This window comes from Streptomyces sp. NBC_00996 (assembly GCF_045162675.1).
In the GTDB taxonomy this organism is placed as follows: Bacteria; Actinomycetota; Actinomycetes; order Streptomycetales; family Streptomycetaceae; genus Streptomyces.
Genome location: NZ_CP108723.1, coordinates 2,482,068 through 2,497,608, shown reverse-complemented (window position 1 = coordinate 2,497,608; position 15,541 = coordinate 2,482,068). Strand labels below are relative to the sequence as shown.

The window sequence follows — 15,541 nt, the reverse complement described above, 5'->3', positions numbered from 1 at the left end:
GACGTCATCCAGTCCTCCCTCCCGCTGGCCGATGGCGGGCTCCCCCGGGAGACTGGACGCGTGCGCACCATCAGAGCCACGGCAGCAGCCGTCACCGTAGCCATAGCCGCGGGCGCGGCCACCGTGGCCGCGGGCCGGTTCGCGAGTGACGCCGCGCTGAAGACGTCGCCCGGCAAGCCCCTGCCCACCGAGCCCCGGCTCACCGTGCACGCCACGACGGCGGGCGGGATCACGCTCACCCGGGACCTGGCCTCCCAGCGTCCGGGCACATACGGCCTCGCCGGCGACGGCTCCCACGCGATCGTCGGACCGGTCATGAAGGGGACCCCCCACCCCGTCGACACGGTCGTACGCCGCCTCGAACGCGTCACCCACGGCTCCCTGAAGCCCGGCGACAAGGTGTGGCTCACCCCGAATCTGCACGTCGGTGACCCGAGCGCCGCCCTCGGCCTCGCCCACGCCGACGTCGACATACCCGGCGAACTCGGCGCTCTGCCCGCCTGGTTCGTGCCCGCCGTCCGCGACACCTGGGTGATCACCGTGCACGGCCTGGGCGCCACCCGGGAACATCCGATGAACGTGATGGAGTTCCTGAACCGCCACCACTTCCCGGTACTCGACCTCGCCTACCGCGGCGACCTCGGCGCACCCCGCTCCCAGGACGGCCTCAACCACCTCGGCGAGACCGAGTGGCGCGACCTCGACGCGGCCATCCGGTACGCCGTGCGGTACGGCGCCGAGCAGGTCGTCCTCTACGGCTGGTCCATCGGCGCCACCATGGCCCTGCGCGCTGCCGCGCACTCCGCCCTGCGCGGGCGGATCTCCGGCCTGGTGCTGGACTCGCCCGTCCTCAGCTGGGAGACCACGCTGCGCGCCCTCGCCACGGCCCGCCGCACCCCCAGCGCCCTGCTGCCCCTCGCGGTGCGCGCCGCCCAGGGCCGCACAGGCCTGCACGGCGACCGCATCGAGAACGCCGCGCACCCCGACCACCTCGAGGTGCCCACGCTGGTGCTGCACGGCCCGGACGACACCATCGCCCCTTGGGACACCTCACGCCGCCTGGCCAAGCGCCGCCCGGACCTGGTCACCCTGCACACGGTCCCGAAGGCCCCGCACGGCGCCATGTGGAACGCCGACCCGGAAGGCTACGAAGAGGCCCTGCGCCGCTTCCTCACCCCCCTGATGTAAGCGCCCCCGCACACCTCCGACAGGGCCGGACAGCCGGTCCCCACGAAGACCCCGGCTAACCCGACGGCGTCCTTCCGGTTCGGCCGCGGACAACTCTCGCGATGGCTCGTTCCCGCCTGTCGCGCGTCCCGAGAACCCCCCGCGCTCACCACCCCTGTCGCCTGCCGTGACATTCCGTTTGGGTTTTCGGACCGTCAACCGGAAGACTGCACCCGTGACGTCCCGTAACCCGCGCGACTCCAGGCTCCGACTCGTCAGCCCGCGGCCCCTGGCCGCCGCCCCCCGAGCGGTGACCCAGCGCCGCACGCGCCGCCCCGCACCGCGGCCTCCCGAGGGCACACCGCCGCCCGCGGAACTGGCCCGTATGGCGCGAACCGGCCTGTCCGGCGCGGCCCGTGTCGCCCGCTGGGCCGACGCCGCACTGCGCCCGGGGCGTGACGGCGCTGCCCCCGACAGCAGGGGCACCCTCTCCGACGCCACCGCCGAACGGGCTGCCGCCGACCTGGGGCTGGCCCCGGCTCAGGTCCGCGCCGACTGGGACACCGCACGCCTGGCCGGTCTTGTCGAAGTGCACGGCGACAGCGCCCGCCCGGGCTGGCGGCTGCGCGCCTGGAACCGCGACGACAGCGCCGTACTGCGCGGCTGGGTCGCCCTCTTCGACGCCTGGTCGCTCGCGTATCCGGAGCCCGCGGACCGCGAACCCGCCGCTGTCGCCGAGGTCGTCTCCGCGATGCCTCAGGTGCTCTCCTTCCTCCAGCTCTCCGCGGGGCCCGTCCCCGTGGAACAGCTCCTCGATCTCCTCGAGCAGCGCGTGACGGAACTGCGCACCGAGCGCTGCGAAATCGCGTACGGCCCCCAGCCGGAGCCCGCCCCGCAGGCCGCACCCGACACCGCGGACGCCCCCCTCGCCCCGCTCCTCGACTGGGCCCTGCACGCCCTCGCCTCCGTGGGCGCGCTCACCTGCGCCGACGGCCAGGCCACCCTCACCCCGCTCGGCAGTTGGGCGGTCTGGGTCAAGCTGGAGCAGATCTGCGTCGCCGCGCAGAGCCCCGCCGGGAACATCGAGCAGTCGGCCGAGGACATGCTCCGCGGCTGCGCCCAGCTGCGCCCCAACGCGGCCCGCGCCGAGTACCGCGCCTGGCTGGCCGCCCGTCCCGTCGGCAGCGCCGTCACCGAACTCCTCGACGCCGCCCGGGGCGAGGACGCCCTCACCCGCGGCCTCGCCTTCGAGGCGCTGCGCGTGGTCGGCGCCCCCGCCGAGCCCGACGTGCGCGCCGTGGCCGAGGAGACCTCACTGCGTCCCTACGCCCTGCTGTGGCTCGCCGAGCACGACGGCCACGACCCCGAGGACGCCCACGAGGTGCTCACCCGCGAGGAGGCCACCTGGCTGTGGGTCGACACCGCTGCCGCGGTCGCCGACCACGGTGAAGCCCCGCTCCTCGTACGGCATTTGGAGTCCGCCATGCAGCCCACCGTGCCCGCACTCCTCGACGAGGTACGCGTGGTCGGGCACCCCCGTACCGTGCAGGTCCTGGTCGCGCTCGCCGCCGCGCACCCGGACCCGGCGCTCGCCAAGGCCGTACGCCGGGCCGCCTTCCAGGTGCACACCGGAGGAAGCTGACGGGGGTCGGCGACGGAAGCCGACGAGGTCCTACGCCCCTATCTCGGGGGCGTACGTGCCGAAGCTCCAGATATTTCCCTCGAGGTCCCGGGCCATGTAGTCCCGCGAGCCGTACTCCTGGTCCGTCGGGGGCATCAGGATCTCGGCGCCGTGGTCCACGGCCCGCTGGTGGTGCGAGTCGACGTCGTCCACCACCACGTACACCGAGGCCGGGCCCGCGTCCTTCATCGCGGTGTCGAAGACGCCGCCGCGGCCCTTGGAGCCGAGCATCACCGCGCCATTGCCCTGCACCAGTTCGGCGTGCATCACCGTGGTGACCGGGCCCTCGTCGCTCTCGTACACCGACGCCTCGCTGAAGCCGAAGGCTTCCGTGAGCTGCCTGATCGCCGCCTTCGCGTCCGCGTACAGCAGTGTCGGGTAGATGCTCGGGCGCCCGCCGTCCATGCCTGCCATGCCGATCACTCCCTCTCGTCGCGCCGCCGGAACCGCCGCCGGAATCCGACCTGTTGCCCAGTCTGGCACCGGGCACTGACAACGCCCCGGGAGCGGAAGCCGTCTGCCGTCCGGCCTCAGCGGAACGTGTTGCATCGCGCCATGTCGCCGGTGCTGTAACCCTCGTAGAACCACTGCTGTCGCTGCTTGGCGGAGCCGTGCGTCCAGGTCTCCGGGGTCACCCGGCCCTGGAACCTCTCCTGGATCCGGTCGTCGCCGACTGCCGCCGCCGCGTCCAGGCCGTCGCGAATGTCGGCGTCCGTCAGGCTGGTGATCAGCGGCCTGCCCGTCGAGGGGTCCTTCGTCGTCGTCGCGTGGTGCGCCCACACCCCGGCGTAGCAGTCGGCCTGCAGCTCCACCTTCACCGAGTTGCTGTTCGCGCCGGTCAGTCCGTTCCGCGACCTGCCCAGCGTCCCCATCAGGTCCTGCACGTGGTGCCCGTACTCGTGCGCCACCACGTACGCCTGCGCGAACGGCCCACCGCTGGAGCCGAACTTGGTGCGCAGCTCGTCGAAGAAGCCCAGGTCCAGATAGACCTTGCGGTCGCCGGGGCAGTAGAACGGGCCGACGGCGGACGTGGCGGTGCCGCAGGCCGTGCCGACGCGGCTGCTGAAGAAGACCGTCGGGGAGCGTGTGTACGTGCCCCTGCGGCGATCGAACTCCTGCGTCCAGTAGTCCTGCACGCTGTTGACCACCGCCACCATGCGGCAGTCCTCCCTGGCGTTCGCGTCGCTTCCCTTCTTGCAGGTCTGCTGGACCTGCGCGAGGGAGGAGGAGGCCGACGCGGGTTGGTCGCTCCCGGAGGAGAGCCCGAGTTCGTCGGGACCGATTCCGAAGAACAGTCCGATGATCAGGGCGATCAGGCCGGCGATGCCACCCCCGATGGTCGCTCTACCGCCGGGGATTCGACTACTGCGCACATCCTGGACCTCGGACGTGTCCAGGTCGGCGTCGTCGTCGAACTGCATGGGCACACCCCCCTCTGCCGTGCGTCGCTGTGGCCATCCTCGTACGCCCCCCGGACCCCGGCCCCGGGCGGAGGTCCGAACGGGGGACGCGCTCTCGCCGGCCCGTCGTGCGTAGTCCCGACGGCCCTGCGAGTCACCCGCGTCCACGCTCTGCGCCGGATCCGTGAACTGCGGTGGCGAGGGGCAATGTGGTCGTTCTGTCGATCGAGGTGACGGATCCGGAGTCACCTGTCCGGCACCCGCAGGCCACCCCGACCGAGCAGCCGGCGTCCGTCGGCCGTGCTCCCCGCGCGCGGGGACGCGATCGCGCTCCGGGACGACGGGCTGGTCACGGCCACCGTCCGCGGCGACGGCGGCGCGGTCCGCCGGCACCGGGCCCTTCCCGGGGCCGCGCCCTGGCTCGCGGCCCGACGGGGCAGCGGAGTGCTGCGGACCCTCGGCGCCCACATGCTCGCCGTCGTCGGCCCCTCGGCGCATCGCCGCGTACCGCATCGCCGACGGCGACCTGCGCTGGGTGCTGCCCGCCCGGGCTGCGCCTTCGCGCCCGCGCGCGATGCGTGTCCGTACGGCGCTGCTGATCGCGCAGCCCTGCGCCGCCACCGACAGCTGGACCGGCGAGATCGTCGCGGTGGACGAGGTGGGCAGGATCACCCGGGACCTGACGCCGCTGGACAACGAGCGGCGGGGCGAGCATCACAGTGTCGAACACCAGCACACAGAAAAAGTGGTTGCACGGCCCCGTTAGACTTGGCCCATGGCCATTCTCCTCGCGCATTAGACGGCGGGAACGTCCTCAGCCGTCCACCCCGCCAACGACCCTGCCCTGGAGTCTGTCCGTGATTTCCGCCTCCGGTATCGAGCTGCGCGCCGGCGCCCGCATCCTCATCGAGTCCGCCACCTTCCGTATCGCCAAGGGCGACCGCATCGGCCTGGTCGGCCGCAATGGCGCGGGCAAGACGACGCTGACCAAGGTCCTCGCGGGTGAGGGCATCCCCGCAGCAGGCAACGTCGCGCGCTCCGGCGAGGTCGGCTACCTCCCGCAGGACCCGCGCACCGGCGACCTCGACGTGCTCGCCCGCGACCGTGTCCTGTCCGCGCGGGGCCTGGACACCCTGATCCGCAAGATGCGGGACAACGAGCAGCGCATCGCCAACGGCACCGGCGCCACCCGCGAGAAGGCCCTGCGGCAGTACGAGCGCCAGGAGACGGAGTTCCTCACCAAGGGCGGGTACGCCGCCGAGGCCGAGGCCGCCACCATCGCCGCCGCGCTCAATCTGCCCGACCGTGTGCTCGGCCAGCCCCTGCACACCCTCTCCGGTGGTCAGCGCCGCCGTATCGAGCTGGCCCGCATCCTCTTCTCGGACGCGGACACCCTGCTGCTCGACGAGCCGACCAACCACCTCGACGCCGACTCGATCGTCTGGCTGCGCGACTACCTGAAGACCTACCGTGGCGGCTTCATCGTGATCTCCCACGACGTCGACCTCGTCGAGACGGTCGTCAACAAGGTCTTCTACCTGGACGCCAACCGCGCCCAGATCGACGTCTACAACATGGGCTGGAAGCTCTACCAGCAGCAGCGCGAGGCGGACGAGAAGCGTCGCAAGCGCGAGCGGCAGAACGCGGAGAAGAAGGCCGCCGCGCTGAACGCGCAGGCCGACAAGATGCGCGCCAAGGCCACCAAGACGGTCGCCGCGCAGAACATGGCCAAGCGTGCCGACCGGCTGCTCGCCGGACTCGAAGCGGTACGGGCCTCCGACAAGGTCGCCAAGCTGCGCTTCCCGGAGCCCGCGCCCTGCGGCAAGACGCCGCTCACCGCCGAGGGCCTGTCGAAGTCGTACGGTTCCCTGGAGATCTTCACCGACGTCGACCTGGCCATCGACAAGGGCTCCCGGGTCGTCATCCTGGGCCTGAACGGCGCCGGAAAGACGACCCTCCTCAGGCTCCTCGGCGGCGTCGAGAACCCCGACACCGGCGAGGTCGTGCAGGGCCATGGCCTCAAGCTCGGGTACTACGCGCAGGAGCACGAGACCCTCGACCCCGAGCGCACGGTCCTGGAGAACATGCGCTCCGCGGCCCCCGACCTCGACCTGGTCGAGGTCCGCAAGACGCTCGGCTCGTTCCTGTTCTCCGGCGACGACGTCGACAAGCCCGCCGGCGTGCTGTCCGGCGGCGAGAAGACCCGTCTCGCGCTCGCGACCCTCGTGGTCTCCTCCGCGAACGTCCTCCTGCTCGACGAGCCGACGAACAACCTCGACCCGGCCAGCCGGGAGGAGATCCTCGGCGCGCTGCGCACGTACAAGGGCGCCGTCGTCCTCGTCACCCACGACGAGGGCGCCGTCGAGGCGCTCCAGCCGGAGCGGATCATCCTGCTGCCGGACGGCGTCGAGGACCTGTGGGGCGCGGACTACGCGGATCTGGTGGCGCTCGCCTGAGTCGTGCCCGAGTCGGCGCCCGGGCCTCACCGGTGTCAGCCCGTCGTGATCGAATGACTGATCCACTGCGTATGGATCATTCGGCCGATCCGTGATCCATCATCTGTGTGAGATCTCCTCGTACCGAGGTGTGTCCTACATCGATTTCGCGGCCGGGCCCCTTGTTCCCAAGGGCCCGGCCGTCTCGCGTCGCTGACCAGGTACTTCGCGGAAGAACCCGTTCGGCGGTACGGACGACGGCAGCCGGAACCTGAAATTCCACTCGTGGGGATGGGCTCCTGTCGTCAAAACCTTGTCTTACGGACCTTGCCGAATGGGTGGCCATGCGGCCCGTGAGGGGTGATCATGAGAGTCCAGAGCGCACTTCCCATGAGGAGGCACGGGTGGCCGAGACTCTGAAGAAGGGCAGCCGGGTGACCGGCGCCGCGCGCGACAAGCTCGCGGCAGACCTGAAGAAGAAGTACGACTCCGGTGCGAGCATCCGGGCGCTGGCCGAAGAGACCGGCCGCTCGTATGGCTTCGTGCACCGGATGCTCAGCGAGTCGGGCGTCACGCTCCGAGGGCGTGGCGGAGCGACGCGGGGCAAGAAGGCCGCCTCGGCCTGAGGCCGGGCGTCCCCATCGGCTTCGGTGGTGGCCACCCGGTCGGTCGGGCGATCGGCCGGGTGGTTACTGTGCAGTCACTTAGGTTGTGTCCCTTGTGGGGTACCACCTGATCCGACCGCACCCATCGGAGGCGCCCCATGGCTTCGCTCGACCCGGTACTCGACAAGGACGGCGTACGGCTCACCGTCGACGACGCGATCGCCACGGTGACGCTGACCAACCCGACCAAGCGCAACGCCCAAAGTCCTGCTCTGTGGCGGGCGTTGACGCAGGCCGGCCGGTCACTGCCGGGCTCCGTCCGTGTGGTCGTCCTGCGCGCCGAAGGCAAGTCCTTCTCCGCCGGGCTCGACCGGCAGGCGTTCACGCCCGAGGGCTTCGACGGGGAACCGTCGTTCATCGACCTCGCGCGCGGCTCCGATGCCGAGCTCGATGCGACCATTGCCGAGTACCAGGACGCGTTCACCTGGTGGCGGCGCAGTGACATCGTGTCCATCGCCGCCGTGCAGGGGCATGCCATCGGTGCGGGGTTCCAGCTCGCGCTCGCCTGTGATCTCCGCGTCGTCGCGGACGACGTGCAGTTCGCCATGCGTGAGACCAGCCTCGGGCTCGTGCCCGACCTCACGGGGACGCATCCGCTGGTGAGCCTCGTGGGGTACGCCCGAGCGCTCGAAATCTGCGCGACGGGGCGCTTTGTGTCGGCCGAGGAGGCCGAGCGCACCGGGCTCGCCAACCTTGCCGTGCCCGTCGAGCAGCTCGATGACGCGGTGCGAGACCTTGCCGCTGCGCTGCTTGCCGCGCCGCGCGATGCCGCCATCGAGACCAAGGCGTTGCTGCGCGGGGCGCAGGAGCGTTCCTACGAGGAGCAGCGGGTCGCTGAGCGTGCTGCGCAGGCTCGGCGGCTTCGGGACCTTGCCAGGGTGGGTGACTGAGACCGTCCTGGGGCTGCGGGTCGTTTTCCGGCCGGTCGCGTAGTTCTCCGCGTCCCTTGGGAGCGCTCTAGCCCACGGCGGTTACCAGAACCGCCACCGACGGTGTGTCCGTCAGGGTCTGCGTGACCGCCGCCCTGACGGCCCTTGCCACGTCTACGGTCCGCTCGTCCGCCGCGACCGCCAGTTCGACGCGGACGTGGCGGCGTGGCAGGGCGGGGTCCCCGCCCGGTGCCTCCTCGACGTGCACCGGGCGGCCCAGGAGGTCCGTCAGGTGGGTCACACCCGGGACCGACCGTGCGGCTGCGGCTGCCTGCGCCTCCTCGGGGTCCGTCGGTTCCGCAGCCTCTCGCACCTCGTCAGGGGGTACGGCGACGGGGGGTTCGTCCATGTCGAGCAGCCCTGTCACCCGTAGATCCACATCCGTGACCGTCAGACCGAGACGTTCCGTCGCCGCCGCGGCCAGGGCCAGACGCAGGCGGGCCGCTGTCGTCGGGAGCGGCTCCACGCCCGGGGCGGTGGGATCCGTCCCCGCCGCGAACCCCGCCGTGATGCGGAGAGGACCGGGCGGCAGTGCCCCGGGCGGGGGCGGCACGGCGGGGTCGTACGTCTCGTCCGGGTCGGCGAGTGAGATCCGGAGCGTGCCGAGCCGCACACCGCGCACGGGATCGGCCGTGCGCCGCAGGACAGAGCCGGCCGCCCGCTCCGTGATCCACGCGCCGTCGCGCGAGAGGCCGAGGGGCAGCAATCTGCCGAGCCCGAGCTGATGCCGTACCACCTGCGCCCACCGGTCCGCCGTCATAGTTCCAGCCTGCCGCATCCGCGGCGCGCGACTGCGCAACCCCGCTTAGTGTGGGTGAAGGAGGACGACCGAAAGGGACATACGGCCATGACCGACATGACGGAGCCGGACCGGACGGAAACCCCTGCCGGCGAGAAGGGGTCGCCCCAGATCCGCAAGTCCGGTGTCACCAAGCGCGGCGGCGGTGATCCCGCCACCCGGGGACGGACCACGATCGCCGACGGCGTCGTGGAGAAGATCGCCGGGCTCGCGGCCCGTGATGTGCTCGGTGTCCATGCGATGGGCAGCGGCCTGAGCCGGACTTTCGGGGCGGTGCGCGATCGTGTGCCCGGCGGTTCGAAGTCCGTCTCGCGAGGTGTGAAGGCTGAGGTCGGTGAGCTGCAGACCGCGCTCGACCTGGAGATCGTCGTCGACTACGGCGTGTCGATCGGCGACGTGGCCCACGCCGTGCGCGAGAACGTCATCGCGGCCGTCGAGCGCATGACGGGCCTTGAGGTCGTCGAGGTCAACATCGCGGTGAGTGATGTGAAGCTTCCCGAGGAAGAAGAGGAGGAGACGGAGACGCGGCTCCAGTGACCGCCCGGTCACCGAACCGCTGCCGACCGCCGACCACCGAACCGCTAGTGATCACTCGGCCACCGAACTGCTGAGGAGCGCATCATGAGCTTGGCCGTGATCGGCATGATCGCCGGAATGGCGCTGGGCTTCGCCGGGTACTTCGGCGGATTCGGGGCCTTCGTGCTGGTGGCCGCGCTGGGGGCCATCGGGTTCGTCGTCGGGAGGTTCCTGGAGGGTGACCTGGACGTCGGCGACTTCTTCCGCACCCGCGACAACCGACGGCGGTGACGCGTGGCAGGTCAAGTCGACCGGCTCGGTGAGACGCGGCGGCCCGTGACGGTCGTCGCGGCGGCTGAGCGCGGCGCGACCCGGATCGCCGACCGCGTCGTCGCGAAGATCGCCGCGCAGGCGGCACGCGAGGTGCTTCCGGCGCTGCCCCCGGACGCCGTGCCCCCGCACGCGAGCGTGGTCGTGCACCACGAGAGCGCCCGTCTTCGCGTCAGCCTCGAACTCGACTACCCCTCCGACATCGGTGGCCGGTGCCACGCGGTGCGTCACCATGTCGCCGAGCGGGTAAGGGCGTTGGCGGGGATGGAAGTGCCGGAGGTGGCCGTCCAGGTGGAGCGGCTGCACCTGGCGCAGGCGCCCGGCGCGGCACAGGGGAGGACGCGATGAGCGAGTCCCGGGGTTCCGACAGCACGCAGCCCATGCCTGTCCTGGAGAAGGCGGGCGAGAGCGCACTCGGTCAGTCCGCCTCCGCGGCGGCGTACGAACCGCTGCGCACCGTGGACGACGAGGACGGCGGCCAGGGCCGTTTCTGGTCCGCGCGCCGCATCCCCGCAGGCATCGTCGCCGTGCTGATCCTGATCGCCGCGGGTGCCTTCCTGTACGACGTCGCAGCGGTACGAGCCCACCGGCCCGCCATGCACTGGCGCAGGTCGCTGGCCCGGCAACTCGCCGAACGCCCCCTCGACGACAGCTGGGTGCTCGTCGGTGCGGGAGTCGCGGCCGCCGTCGGTATCTGGCTGATCGTCCTCGCCGTCACGCCCGGACTGCGCGACGTCCTGCCGATGCGGCGCACCCACGCCGACGTCCGGGCCGGGCTGCACCGGGGCGCCGCCGCGATGGCGCTGCGCGACCGGGCCATGGAGGTGGCCGGGGTGCAGTCGGTCCGGGTGCGCATGGGACGTAGGAAGGCCGACGTCCGCGCGGTCTCGCACTTCCGTGAACTCGACGACGTACGCGCCGACCTGGACGCCACGCTCGCCGACGGCATCAGGGGGCTCGGGCTCGCCCGGCCGCCCGCGCTGTCGGTGCACGTCCGGCGCCCCGGACGGAAGGGGTGAGGCGGGTGCTCCGGATGGTCAACCGCGTACTGCTCGGGATCGTCGGGCTGGGGCTGGTCGTCCTCGGCGGCTCCGTGCTCGCCGTGGGACTCGGCGTGAACCCTCCCTCGTGGTGGATCCACGACGGGCCGCACGACGTACTGCTCAGCCGGGCCGAGCGGACCCGGTGGCGGGACCAGGGCTGGTGGTGGCCGACCGTCATCGCCGTCCTCGCGATTCTGGTGCTGCTGTCCTTGTGGTGGCTGGTGGCCGTCCTGCGGCGGCGGCGGCTCGCCGAAGTGCTCGTCGACACCGGCGACGGCGAGGGCGCGCTGCTGCGCGGGCGGGCACTGGAAGGCGTACTGGTCGGCGAGGCGACGCAGTTGGACGGCGTCGAGCAGGCACAGATCGTGCTGACCGGAGGGCGCAGCGCGCCCGAGGCGCGGGTGCAGCTCCTGCTGGAACCCCATGTGGACCCCGGGCAGGCCCTGCACCTGCTGACGGCCGAGGCGCTGACGCACGCGCGGGACTCCGCGGGCCTTGCCGCCCTCCCCGCGGAGGTACGCCTCCGCGGGGTCAAGCACCGTGCTCAGCGGGTCAGTTGAGCTTCGCCCAGGTCCCTGTCGGCCGGGACGCTGTCGGCGAGGCCCCTGTTTGGCCAGGACCCCGTCGGCCAGGAAACTACGGGAAACCAGTGCCCCGGCAGGCAACGTTCGCCCCGTCGCGACGCCCGGCACGCTCCCCCACTGCCTCAAGGGCGTGGGAGGTGCCCCCACTCGCCGCACCGGCCGAAAGCCGAAGTACATCCAGTACGAGGACTTCCGGCCGGCACTCCCCCCAGCCTTCGGTCGGGGGGACCCCCAGAGCACGCACCGGACGCCGCTCCTTGACGGGCAGACCTTGGCTGACGCGGCACTAGAAGCCGTGCCGCATTCCGCCGTCCACCGGCAGCATGATGCCCGTGAGGTAGGACGCCGCCGGCGAGAGCAGGAACGCGGCGGTGCGGCCGAACTCCTCCGGGGTGCCGTAACGGCGCAGCGGAATGAGGGCCTCGTTGGCCGCGCGGGTGGCCTCCGGATCGGCGGAGTAGCCGTCGAGTTCGCGGACGCGGTCGGTGTCGATACGGGACGGGAGCAGGCCGACGACGCGGATGCCGCGCGGGCCCAGCTCGTCCGCGAGTGACTTGGCGAAGCCCGCGAGACCGGGGCGCAGACCGTTGGAGATGGTCAGCCCGGGGATCGGCTCGTACACCGAGGCGGAAAGCACGAAACCGATGACACCTCCCTCGCCGAGTTCCGCGGCAGCCGCGCGGGCCAGCCGCACCGCACCCAGGAAGACCGTCTCGAACGCGGCCGTCCACTGCTCGTCGGTGTTGTCGGCGACGAACCCGGGCGGCGGGCCGCCGACGCTGATCAGGATGCCGTCGAAGCCGTCGAAGTGCTCATGGGCGGCGGCGATCAGCCGGGGCGCGCTCCCCGGGTCGGCGTTGTCGGCGGCAACCCCGACCGCGTTCGGGCCGAGCGCGGACGCGGCGTCGGCGACGCTCTTCTCGTCGCGCCCCGTCACGATCACCTTCGCGCCGTCGGCGACGAGTTCACGCGCGGCGGCGTTGCCCAGGCCACGGGTGGCTCCCGTGACGACGTACACACGGTCCTTCAGTCCAAGATCCATGGCCCCTATCCTGCCTGCTCGCCCCCGAACAGGGCGAGGGCGGTACCCACCAGGCCGATATGGCTGAACGCCTGCGGGAAGTTGCCGAGCCGGCGGCCGGCGACGGGGTCGTACTCCTCGGAGAGCAGGCCCACGTCGTTGGCCAACCCCACCAGGCGCTCGAACATCTCACGGGCTTCCTCGGTACGACCCGTCAGATGCAGGGCCTCCGCGAGCCAGAACGAGCAGACGAGGAACGTGCCCTCACCGCCCGGCAGCCCGTCGAGGGCGGACTGCTCGGTGCCGACGCCCACCTGCTCGGTGCTGACGGCGGTCGACTCGGTGCCGGTCTGCTCGATGCTGACCCGGGTCTCTTCGACCCTGATCCGGGTCTCCTCGATGCTGTAGCGGCGCAGGAAGCCGTTGTGGCTGAGCTCCTCGCGGACCGCGGCGATCGTGCCGAGGACCCGCGGATCGTCGTACGGCAGGAAGCCGACGTGGGGGATGAGCAGCAGCGAGGCGTCCAGCGCGCGGGAGCCGTAGGACTGCGTGAAGGTGTTCCGCTCGGGGTCGTAGCCGAGTTGGCACACCTCCGCGTGCACCTCGTCGCGCATCGCGCGCCAGCCCTCCAGGTCGCCTTCGAGCTTCGGGTTGTCCTCCAGGGTGCGTACGGCGCGGTCGGCGGCCACCCAGGCCATGACCTTCGAGTACACGAAGTGCCGACGCGGGCCGCGCACCTCCCAGATCCCCTCGTCCGGCTGCCGCCACGCCGTCCGCAGGAACTCCATCAGGGCGACCTGCACCCGCCACATGTGCGGCTTGGAGGGCAGTCCCGAACGACGGGCCAGCGAGAGCGAGTCGATGACCTCGCCGTACACGTCGAGCTGCAGCTGTTGTACGGCGTCGTTGCCGACCCGCACCGGGTACGAGCCCGCGTAGCCGGTCAGCCACGGCAGTTCGTACTCGGACAGCCGGCGTTCACCAGCGAGGCCGTACATGATCTGCAGGTCCGCCGGGGCGCCCGCGACCGCGCGCAGCAACCAGTCGCGCCAGGCTTCGGCCTCCTCGAGGTAGCCGACCTCCAGGAGCGCCCCGAGCGTGAGCGTGGAATCGCGCAGCCAGCAGTAGCGGTAGTCCCAGTTGCGGACGCCGCCCAGTTCCTCGGGCAGTGAGGTGGTGGGGGCGGCCACGATGCCGCCGGTCGGCGCGTAGGTGAGGGCCTTGAGGGTGATCAGGGAGCGCACGACGATGTCCCGGTGCGGGCCGTCGTAGCGGCAGCGCGCCGCCCATGCCTGCCAGTCCTCGACGCTGGTCCGCAGCGCCTCGAAGGGGTCGCAGAGAGGCGGACGCGGCCGGTGCGAGGGGTGCCAGGTCAGGACGAAGGCGACCTTCTCCCCCTTTTCGACCGTGAACTCCGAGTGGGTACCGAAGTCCTTGCCCCAGGTGTGCACGGGCGGCTCGCTGCGCAGCCAGACCGAGTCCGGGCCCGCGACCGCCACGCGGTGGCCGTCCGCCCGGCGCATCCACGGCACGATCGAGCCGTAGTCGAAGCGCAGCCGGAGCAGGCCGTGCATCGTGACCCGGCCGCTCAGCCCCTCGATGACGCGTACGAGATCGGGGGCGTGTTCGCGCTGCGGCATCAGGTCGGTCACCCGGACCGAGCCCTCGTCCGTGTCCCACTCGGTGTCGAGCACGAGCGTGTCCGGACGGTATGCGCGCCGGGTGCAGAAGCCCGCGCCCTTGGGTGCGATGCGCCAGTGCCCGTTGTCCTCGTCGCCCAGCAGTGCCGCGAAGCAGGCCGCCGAGTCGAAGCGGGGCAGACACAGCCAGTCGACGGAGCCGTCGCGGCCCACCAGAGCCACGGTCTGTTCGTCCCCGATGAGCGCGTAGTCCTCGATGCGTTGATGCACGGTGGACGGGTTCCCGAGGGGGGCGCGGGCCAATCGGGCCGCCAGAGTGGCGCGAACGGCCGCCCCGGTGCGGCCCCCGGACTAAGCGGCCTCGGGGAAGTGAGGCACGCCCCCACGCCGCCCGGCACGGCACCTCGCCGCACTGCCACATCACCCAAGGACATCCAGGACGAGGGCGACGCGGCAGCACGCCGATGCACCGCACCGGACGACGCGGAAACGCACCCCACTGCCCCGAGGCCGCTTACACGGCCGCCGCGGCCGTTTCCGGTGCGGCCTCCGCTGTCGCGGCCTCCGCCCGGTCACGGCGCTCGCGGCGGACCAGGATCACCCAGCCGACGGGAACGCCCGCCGAGAACAGCCACCACTGGATCGCGTACGCCATGTGCGGACCGATGTCGCTGTGCTCGGGGTCGGGGATCAACTCGGGGGAGTCGCCCTTGGGGTCCGGCGCGGTCTGTTCGATGTAGCCGCCGAGGACCTGCTTGCCGAGCCGCTGCGCCTGCTGCTCGCTGCTGATCAGCATGACCTGGCGGTCGGGCAGGCCCTGGACGTTCTTGATGCCGCTGTCGGCGGTCGTCTCGTCGGCCATGAGCCGGCCGGTGACGGTGATCTCGCCCTTCGCGGGCGTCGGGATCTTCGGGAACGCGGTCTGCGCGCCGTTCGCCGGGATCCAGCCCCGGTTGACGATGAGGACCCGGTCGTCGTCCAGGACGAACGGGGTCAGGACGTGGTAGCCGACCGCGCCGTCGGAGTTGGTGCGGCGGCGCACGACCTCTTCGTGCGCGGTGTCGAAGTGACCCTTCGCCGTCACCCGGCGGTAGAGGTCGTCGTGCTTGATGCGCTGTCCCGGCGCGGTGAGCGACTCGGCGGCCACCGGCTCGGCGGTCAGTGAGTCGGAGATCACCGTGTTCAGCGCGACCTTGTGTTCATGGCGGTGCAGTTGCCAGTAGCCCAGCCGGATCATCGTCGGGATGAGCGCGAGGGTCACGAGGGTGAGGATCACCCACTGCCGGGTCAACAGGAAGCGGTACACCCCATTGACGTTACTCGGCATGATT

Annotated in this window: 17 protein-coding genes; 11 read left to right on the top strand and 6 right to left on the bottom strand. The window is 71.6% G+C overall.

Translation table 11 applies throughout. The annotated features are described in order from the left end of the window. The first annotated feature begins 60 nt into the window (after positions 1–60). Together OG390_RS11915 and OG390_RS11910 are read left to right on the top strand one after the other, a co-directional pair. Positions 61–1,188: an alpha/beta hydrolase gene (locus tag OG390_RS11915; RefSeq protein WP_406167306.1), complete on the top strand. Its 1,128-nt coding sequence runs from the start codon at positions 61–63 to the stop codon at positions 1,186–1,188. Between the two features lie 214 nt (positions 1,189–1,402). Beyond that, a complete protein-coding gene (locus OG390_RS11910) occupies positions 1,403–2,809 on the top strand; it encodes a hypothetical protein (RefSeq protein ID WP_406167305.1) in 1,407 nt (468 codons plus the stop codon). A 30-nt stretch (positions 2,810–2,839) separates the two neighbouring features. Here OG390_RS11910 and OG390_RS11905 read toward each other — a convergent pair whose 3' ends face one another. Both OG390_RS11905 and OG390_RS11900 read right to left on the bottom strand, forming a co-directional pair. Further along, on the bottom strand, positions 2,840–3,262 hold the full coding sequence (locus tag OG390_RS11905; protein ID WP_406167303.1) for a VOC family protein: 423 nt from the start codon (positions 3,260–3,262) through the stop codon (positions 2,840–2,842). Between the two features lie 116 nt (positions 3,263–3,378). Continuing rightward, positions 3,379–4,269, bottom strand: a complete 891-nt coding sequence (locus OG390_RS11900) for a neutral zinc metallopeptidase (RefSeq protein WP_406167301.1) — start codon at positions 4,267–4,269, stop codon at positions 3,379–3,381. A 553-nt stretch (positions 4,270–4,822) separates the two neighbouring features. Between OG390_RS11900 and OG390_RS11895 the strand changes: the two genes are divergently transcribed. From OG390_RS11895 to OG390_RS11880, 4 genes are all read left to right on the top strand, one after another. After that, positions 4,823–5,014 carry a hypothetical protein gene (locus tag OG390_RS11895; RefSeq protein ID WP_406167299.1) on the top strand — a complete coding sequence of 64 codons (192 nt, stop codon included), beginning with the start codon at positions 4,823–4,825 and terminating at the stop codon, positions 5,012–5,014. A 91-nt stretch (positions 5,015–5,105) separates the two neighbouring features. Continuing rightward, a complete protein-coding gene (locus tag OG390_RS11890) occupies positions 5,106–6,704 on the top strand; it encodes an ABC-F family ATP-binding cassette domain-containing protein (protein ID WP_399077483.1) in 1,599 nt (532 codons plus the stop codon). Positions 6,705–7,087: 383 nt separating this feature from the next. Next, positions 7,088–7,309 (top strand): helix-turn-helix domain-containing protein, encoded by a 222-nt coding sequence (locus OG390_RS11885; protein ID WP_006123601.1) that lies wholly within the window; start codon positions 7,088–7,090, stop codon positions 7,307–7,309. Positions 7,310–7,446: 137 nt separating this feature from the next. Beyond that, a complete protein-coding gene (locus tag OG390_RS11880) occupies positions 7,447–8,238 on the top strand; it encodes an enoyl-CoA hydratase/isomerase family protein (RefSeq protein WP_406167297.1) in 792 nt (263 codons plus the stop codon). Between the two features lie 67 nt (positions 8,239–8,305). Here OG390_RS11880 and OG390_RS11875 read toward each other — a convergent pair whose 3' ends face one another. Then, on the bottom strand, positions 8,306–9,037 hold the full coding sequence (locus tag OG390_RS11875) for a nucleopolyhedrovirus P10 family protein (RefSeq protein ID WP_406167295.1): 732 nt from the start codon (positions 9,035–9,037) through the stop codon (positions 8,306–8,308). A gap of 87 nt (positions 9,038–9,124) precedes the next feature. Between OG390_RS11875 and OG390_RS11870 the strand changes: the two genes are divergently transcribed. The 5 genes from OG390_RS11870 (at position 9,125) to amaP (ending at position 11,525) form a co-directional block, all read left to right on the top strand. Beyond that, positions 9,125–9,613 (top strand): Asp23/Gls24 family envelope stress response protein, encoded by a 489-nt coding sequence (locus tag OG390_RS11870; RefSeq protein WP_399077477.1) that lies wholly within the window; start codon positions 9,125–9,127, stop codon positions 9,611–9,613. Positions 9,614–9,697: 84 nt separating this feature from the next. Further along, entirely contained in the window at positions 9,698–9,883 is a 186-nt protein-coding gene (locus tag OG390_RS11865; protein WP_399077475.1) for a hypothetical protein, read from the top strand. Positions 9,884–9,886: 3 nt separating this feature from the next. Next, positions 9,887–10,270 carry a hypothetical protein gene (locus OG390_RS11860; protein WP_399077473.1) on the top strand — a complete coding sequence of 128 codons (384 nt, stop codon included), beginning with the start codon at positions 9,887–9,889 and terminating at the stop codon, positions 10,268–10,270. Further along, positions 10,267–10,941 carry a DUF6286 domain-containing protein gene (locus OG390_RS11855; RefSeq protein ID WP_406167292.1) on the top strand — a complete coding sequence of 225 codons (675 nt, stop codon included), beginning with the start codon at positions 10,267–10,269 and terminating at the stop codon, positions 10,939–10,941. The genes OG390_RS11860 and OG390_RS11855 overlap by 4 nt, the downstream gene beginning before the upstream one ends. A 14-nt stretch (positions 10,942–10,955) precedes the next feature. After that, complete coding sequence (amaP, locus tag OG390_RS11850; protein WP_406167290.1) at positions 10,956–11,525, top strand: alkaline shock response membrane anchor protein AmaP; 570 nt, start codon at positions 10,956–10,958, stop codon at positions 11,523–11,525. Positions 11,526–11,835: 310 nt separating this feature from the next. Here the strand turns inward: amaP and OG390_RS11845 are convergent, their stop codons facing one another. From OG390_RS11845 to OG390_RS11835, 3 genes are all read right to left on the bottom strand, one after another. Beyond that, positions 11,836–12,591, bottom strand: coding sequence for an SDR family oxidoreductase (locus OG390_RS11845; protein WP_406167289.1), 756 nt, complete (start codon positions 12,589–12,591; stop codon positions 11,836–11,838). 5 nt (positions 12,592–12,596) lie between these two features. Continuing rightward, positions 12,597–14,480, bottom strand: a complete 1,884-nt coding sequence (locus tag OG390_RS11840) for a glycoside hydrolase family 15 protein (protein WP_406167287.1) — start codon at positions 14,478–14,480, stop codon at positions 12,597–12,599. A 244-nt stretch (positions 14,481–14,724) separates the two neighbouring features. Then, on the bottom strand, positions 14,725–15,516 hold the full coding sequence (locus tag OG390_RS11835) for an SURF1 family protein (RefSeq protein WP_406177622.1): 792 nt from the start codon (positions 15,514–15,516) through the stop codon (positions 14,725–14,727). Positions 15,517–15,541: the final 25 nt, after the last annotated feature.

What these genes read in the sequence shown, in the direction of transcription:
- OG390_RS11875 (WP_406167295.1), bottom strand. Translation starts at nt 9,037, where the DNA reads ATGACGGCGGACCGGTGGGCGCAGGTGGTACGGCATCAGCTCGGGCTC.
- OG390_RS11900 (WP_406167301.1), bottom strand. Translation starts at nt 4,269, where the DNA reads ATGCAGTTCGACGACGACGCCGACCTGGACACGTCCGAGGTCCAGGAT.
- OG390_RS11880 (WP_406167297.1), top strand. Translation starts at nt 7,447, where the DNA reads ATGGCTTCGCTCGACCCGGTACTCGACAAGGACGGCGTACGGCTCACC.
- OG390_RS11895 (WP_406167299.1), top strand. Translation starts at nt 4,823, where the DNA reads ATGCGTGTCCGTACGGCGCTGCTGATCGCGCAGCCCTGCGCCGCCACC.
- amaP (WP_406167290.1), top strand. Translation starts at nt 10,956, where the DNA reads ATGGTCAACCGCGTACTGCTCGGGATCGTCGGGCTGGGGCTGGTCGTC.
- OG390_RS11845 (WP_406167289.1), bottom strand. Translation starts at nt 12,591, where the DNA reads ATGGATCTTGGACTGAAGGACCGTGTGTACGTCGTCACGGGAGCCACC.
- OG390_RS11870 (WP_399077477.1), top strand. Translation starts at nt 9,125, where the DNA reads ATGACCGACATGACGGAGCCGGACCGGACGGAAACCCCTGCCGGCGAG.
- OG390_RS11855 (WP_406167292.1), top strand. Translation starts at nt 10,267, where the DNA reads ATGAGCGAGTCCCGGGGTTCCGACAGCACGCAGCCCATGCCTGTCCTG.
- OG390_RS11865 (WP_399077475.1), top strand. Translation starts at nt 9,698, where the DNA reads ATGAGCTTGGCCGTGATCGGCATGATCGCCGGAATGGCGCTGGGCTTC.
- OG390_RS11905 (WP_406167303.1), bottom strand. Translation starts at nt 3,262, where the DNA reads ATGGCAGGCATGGACGGCGGGCGCCCGAGCATCTACCCGACACTGCTG.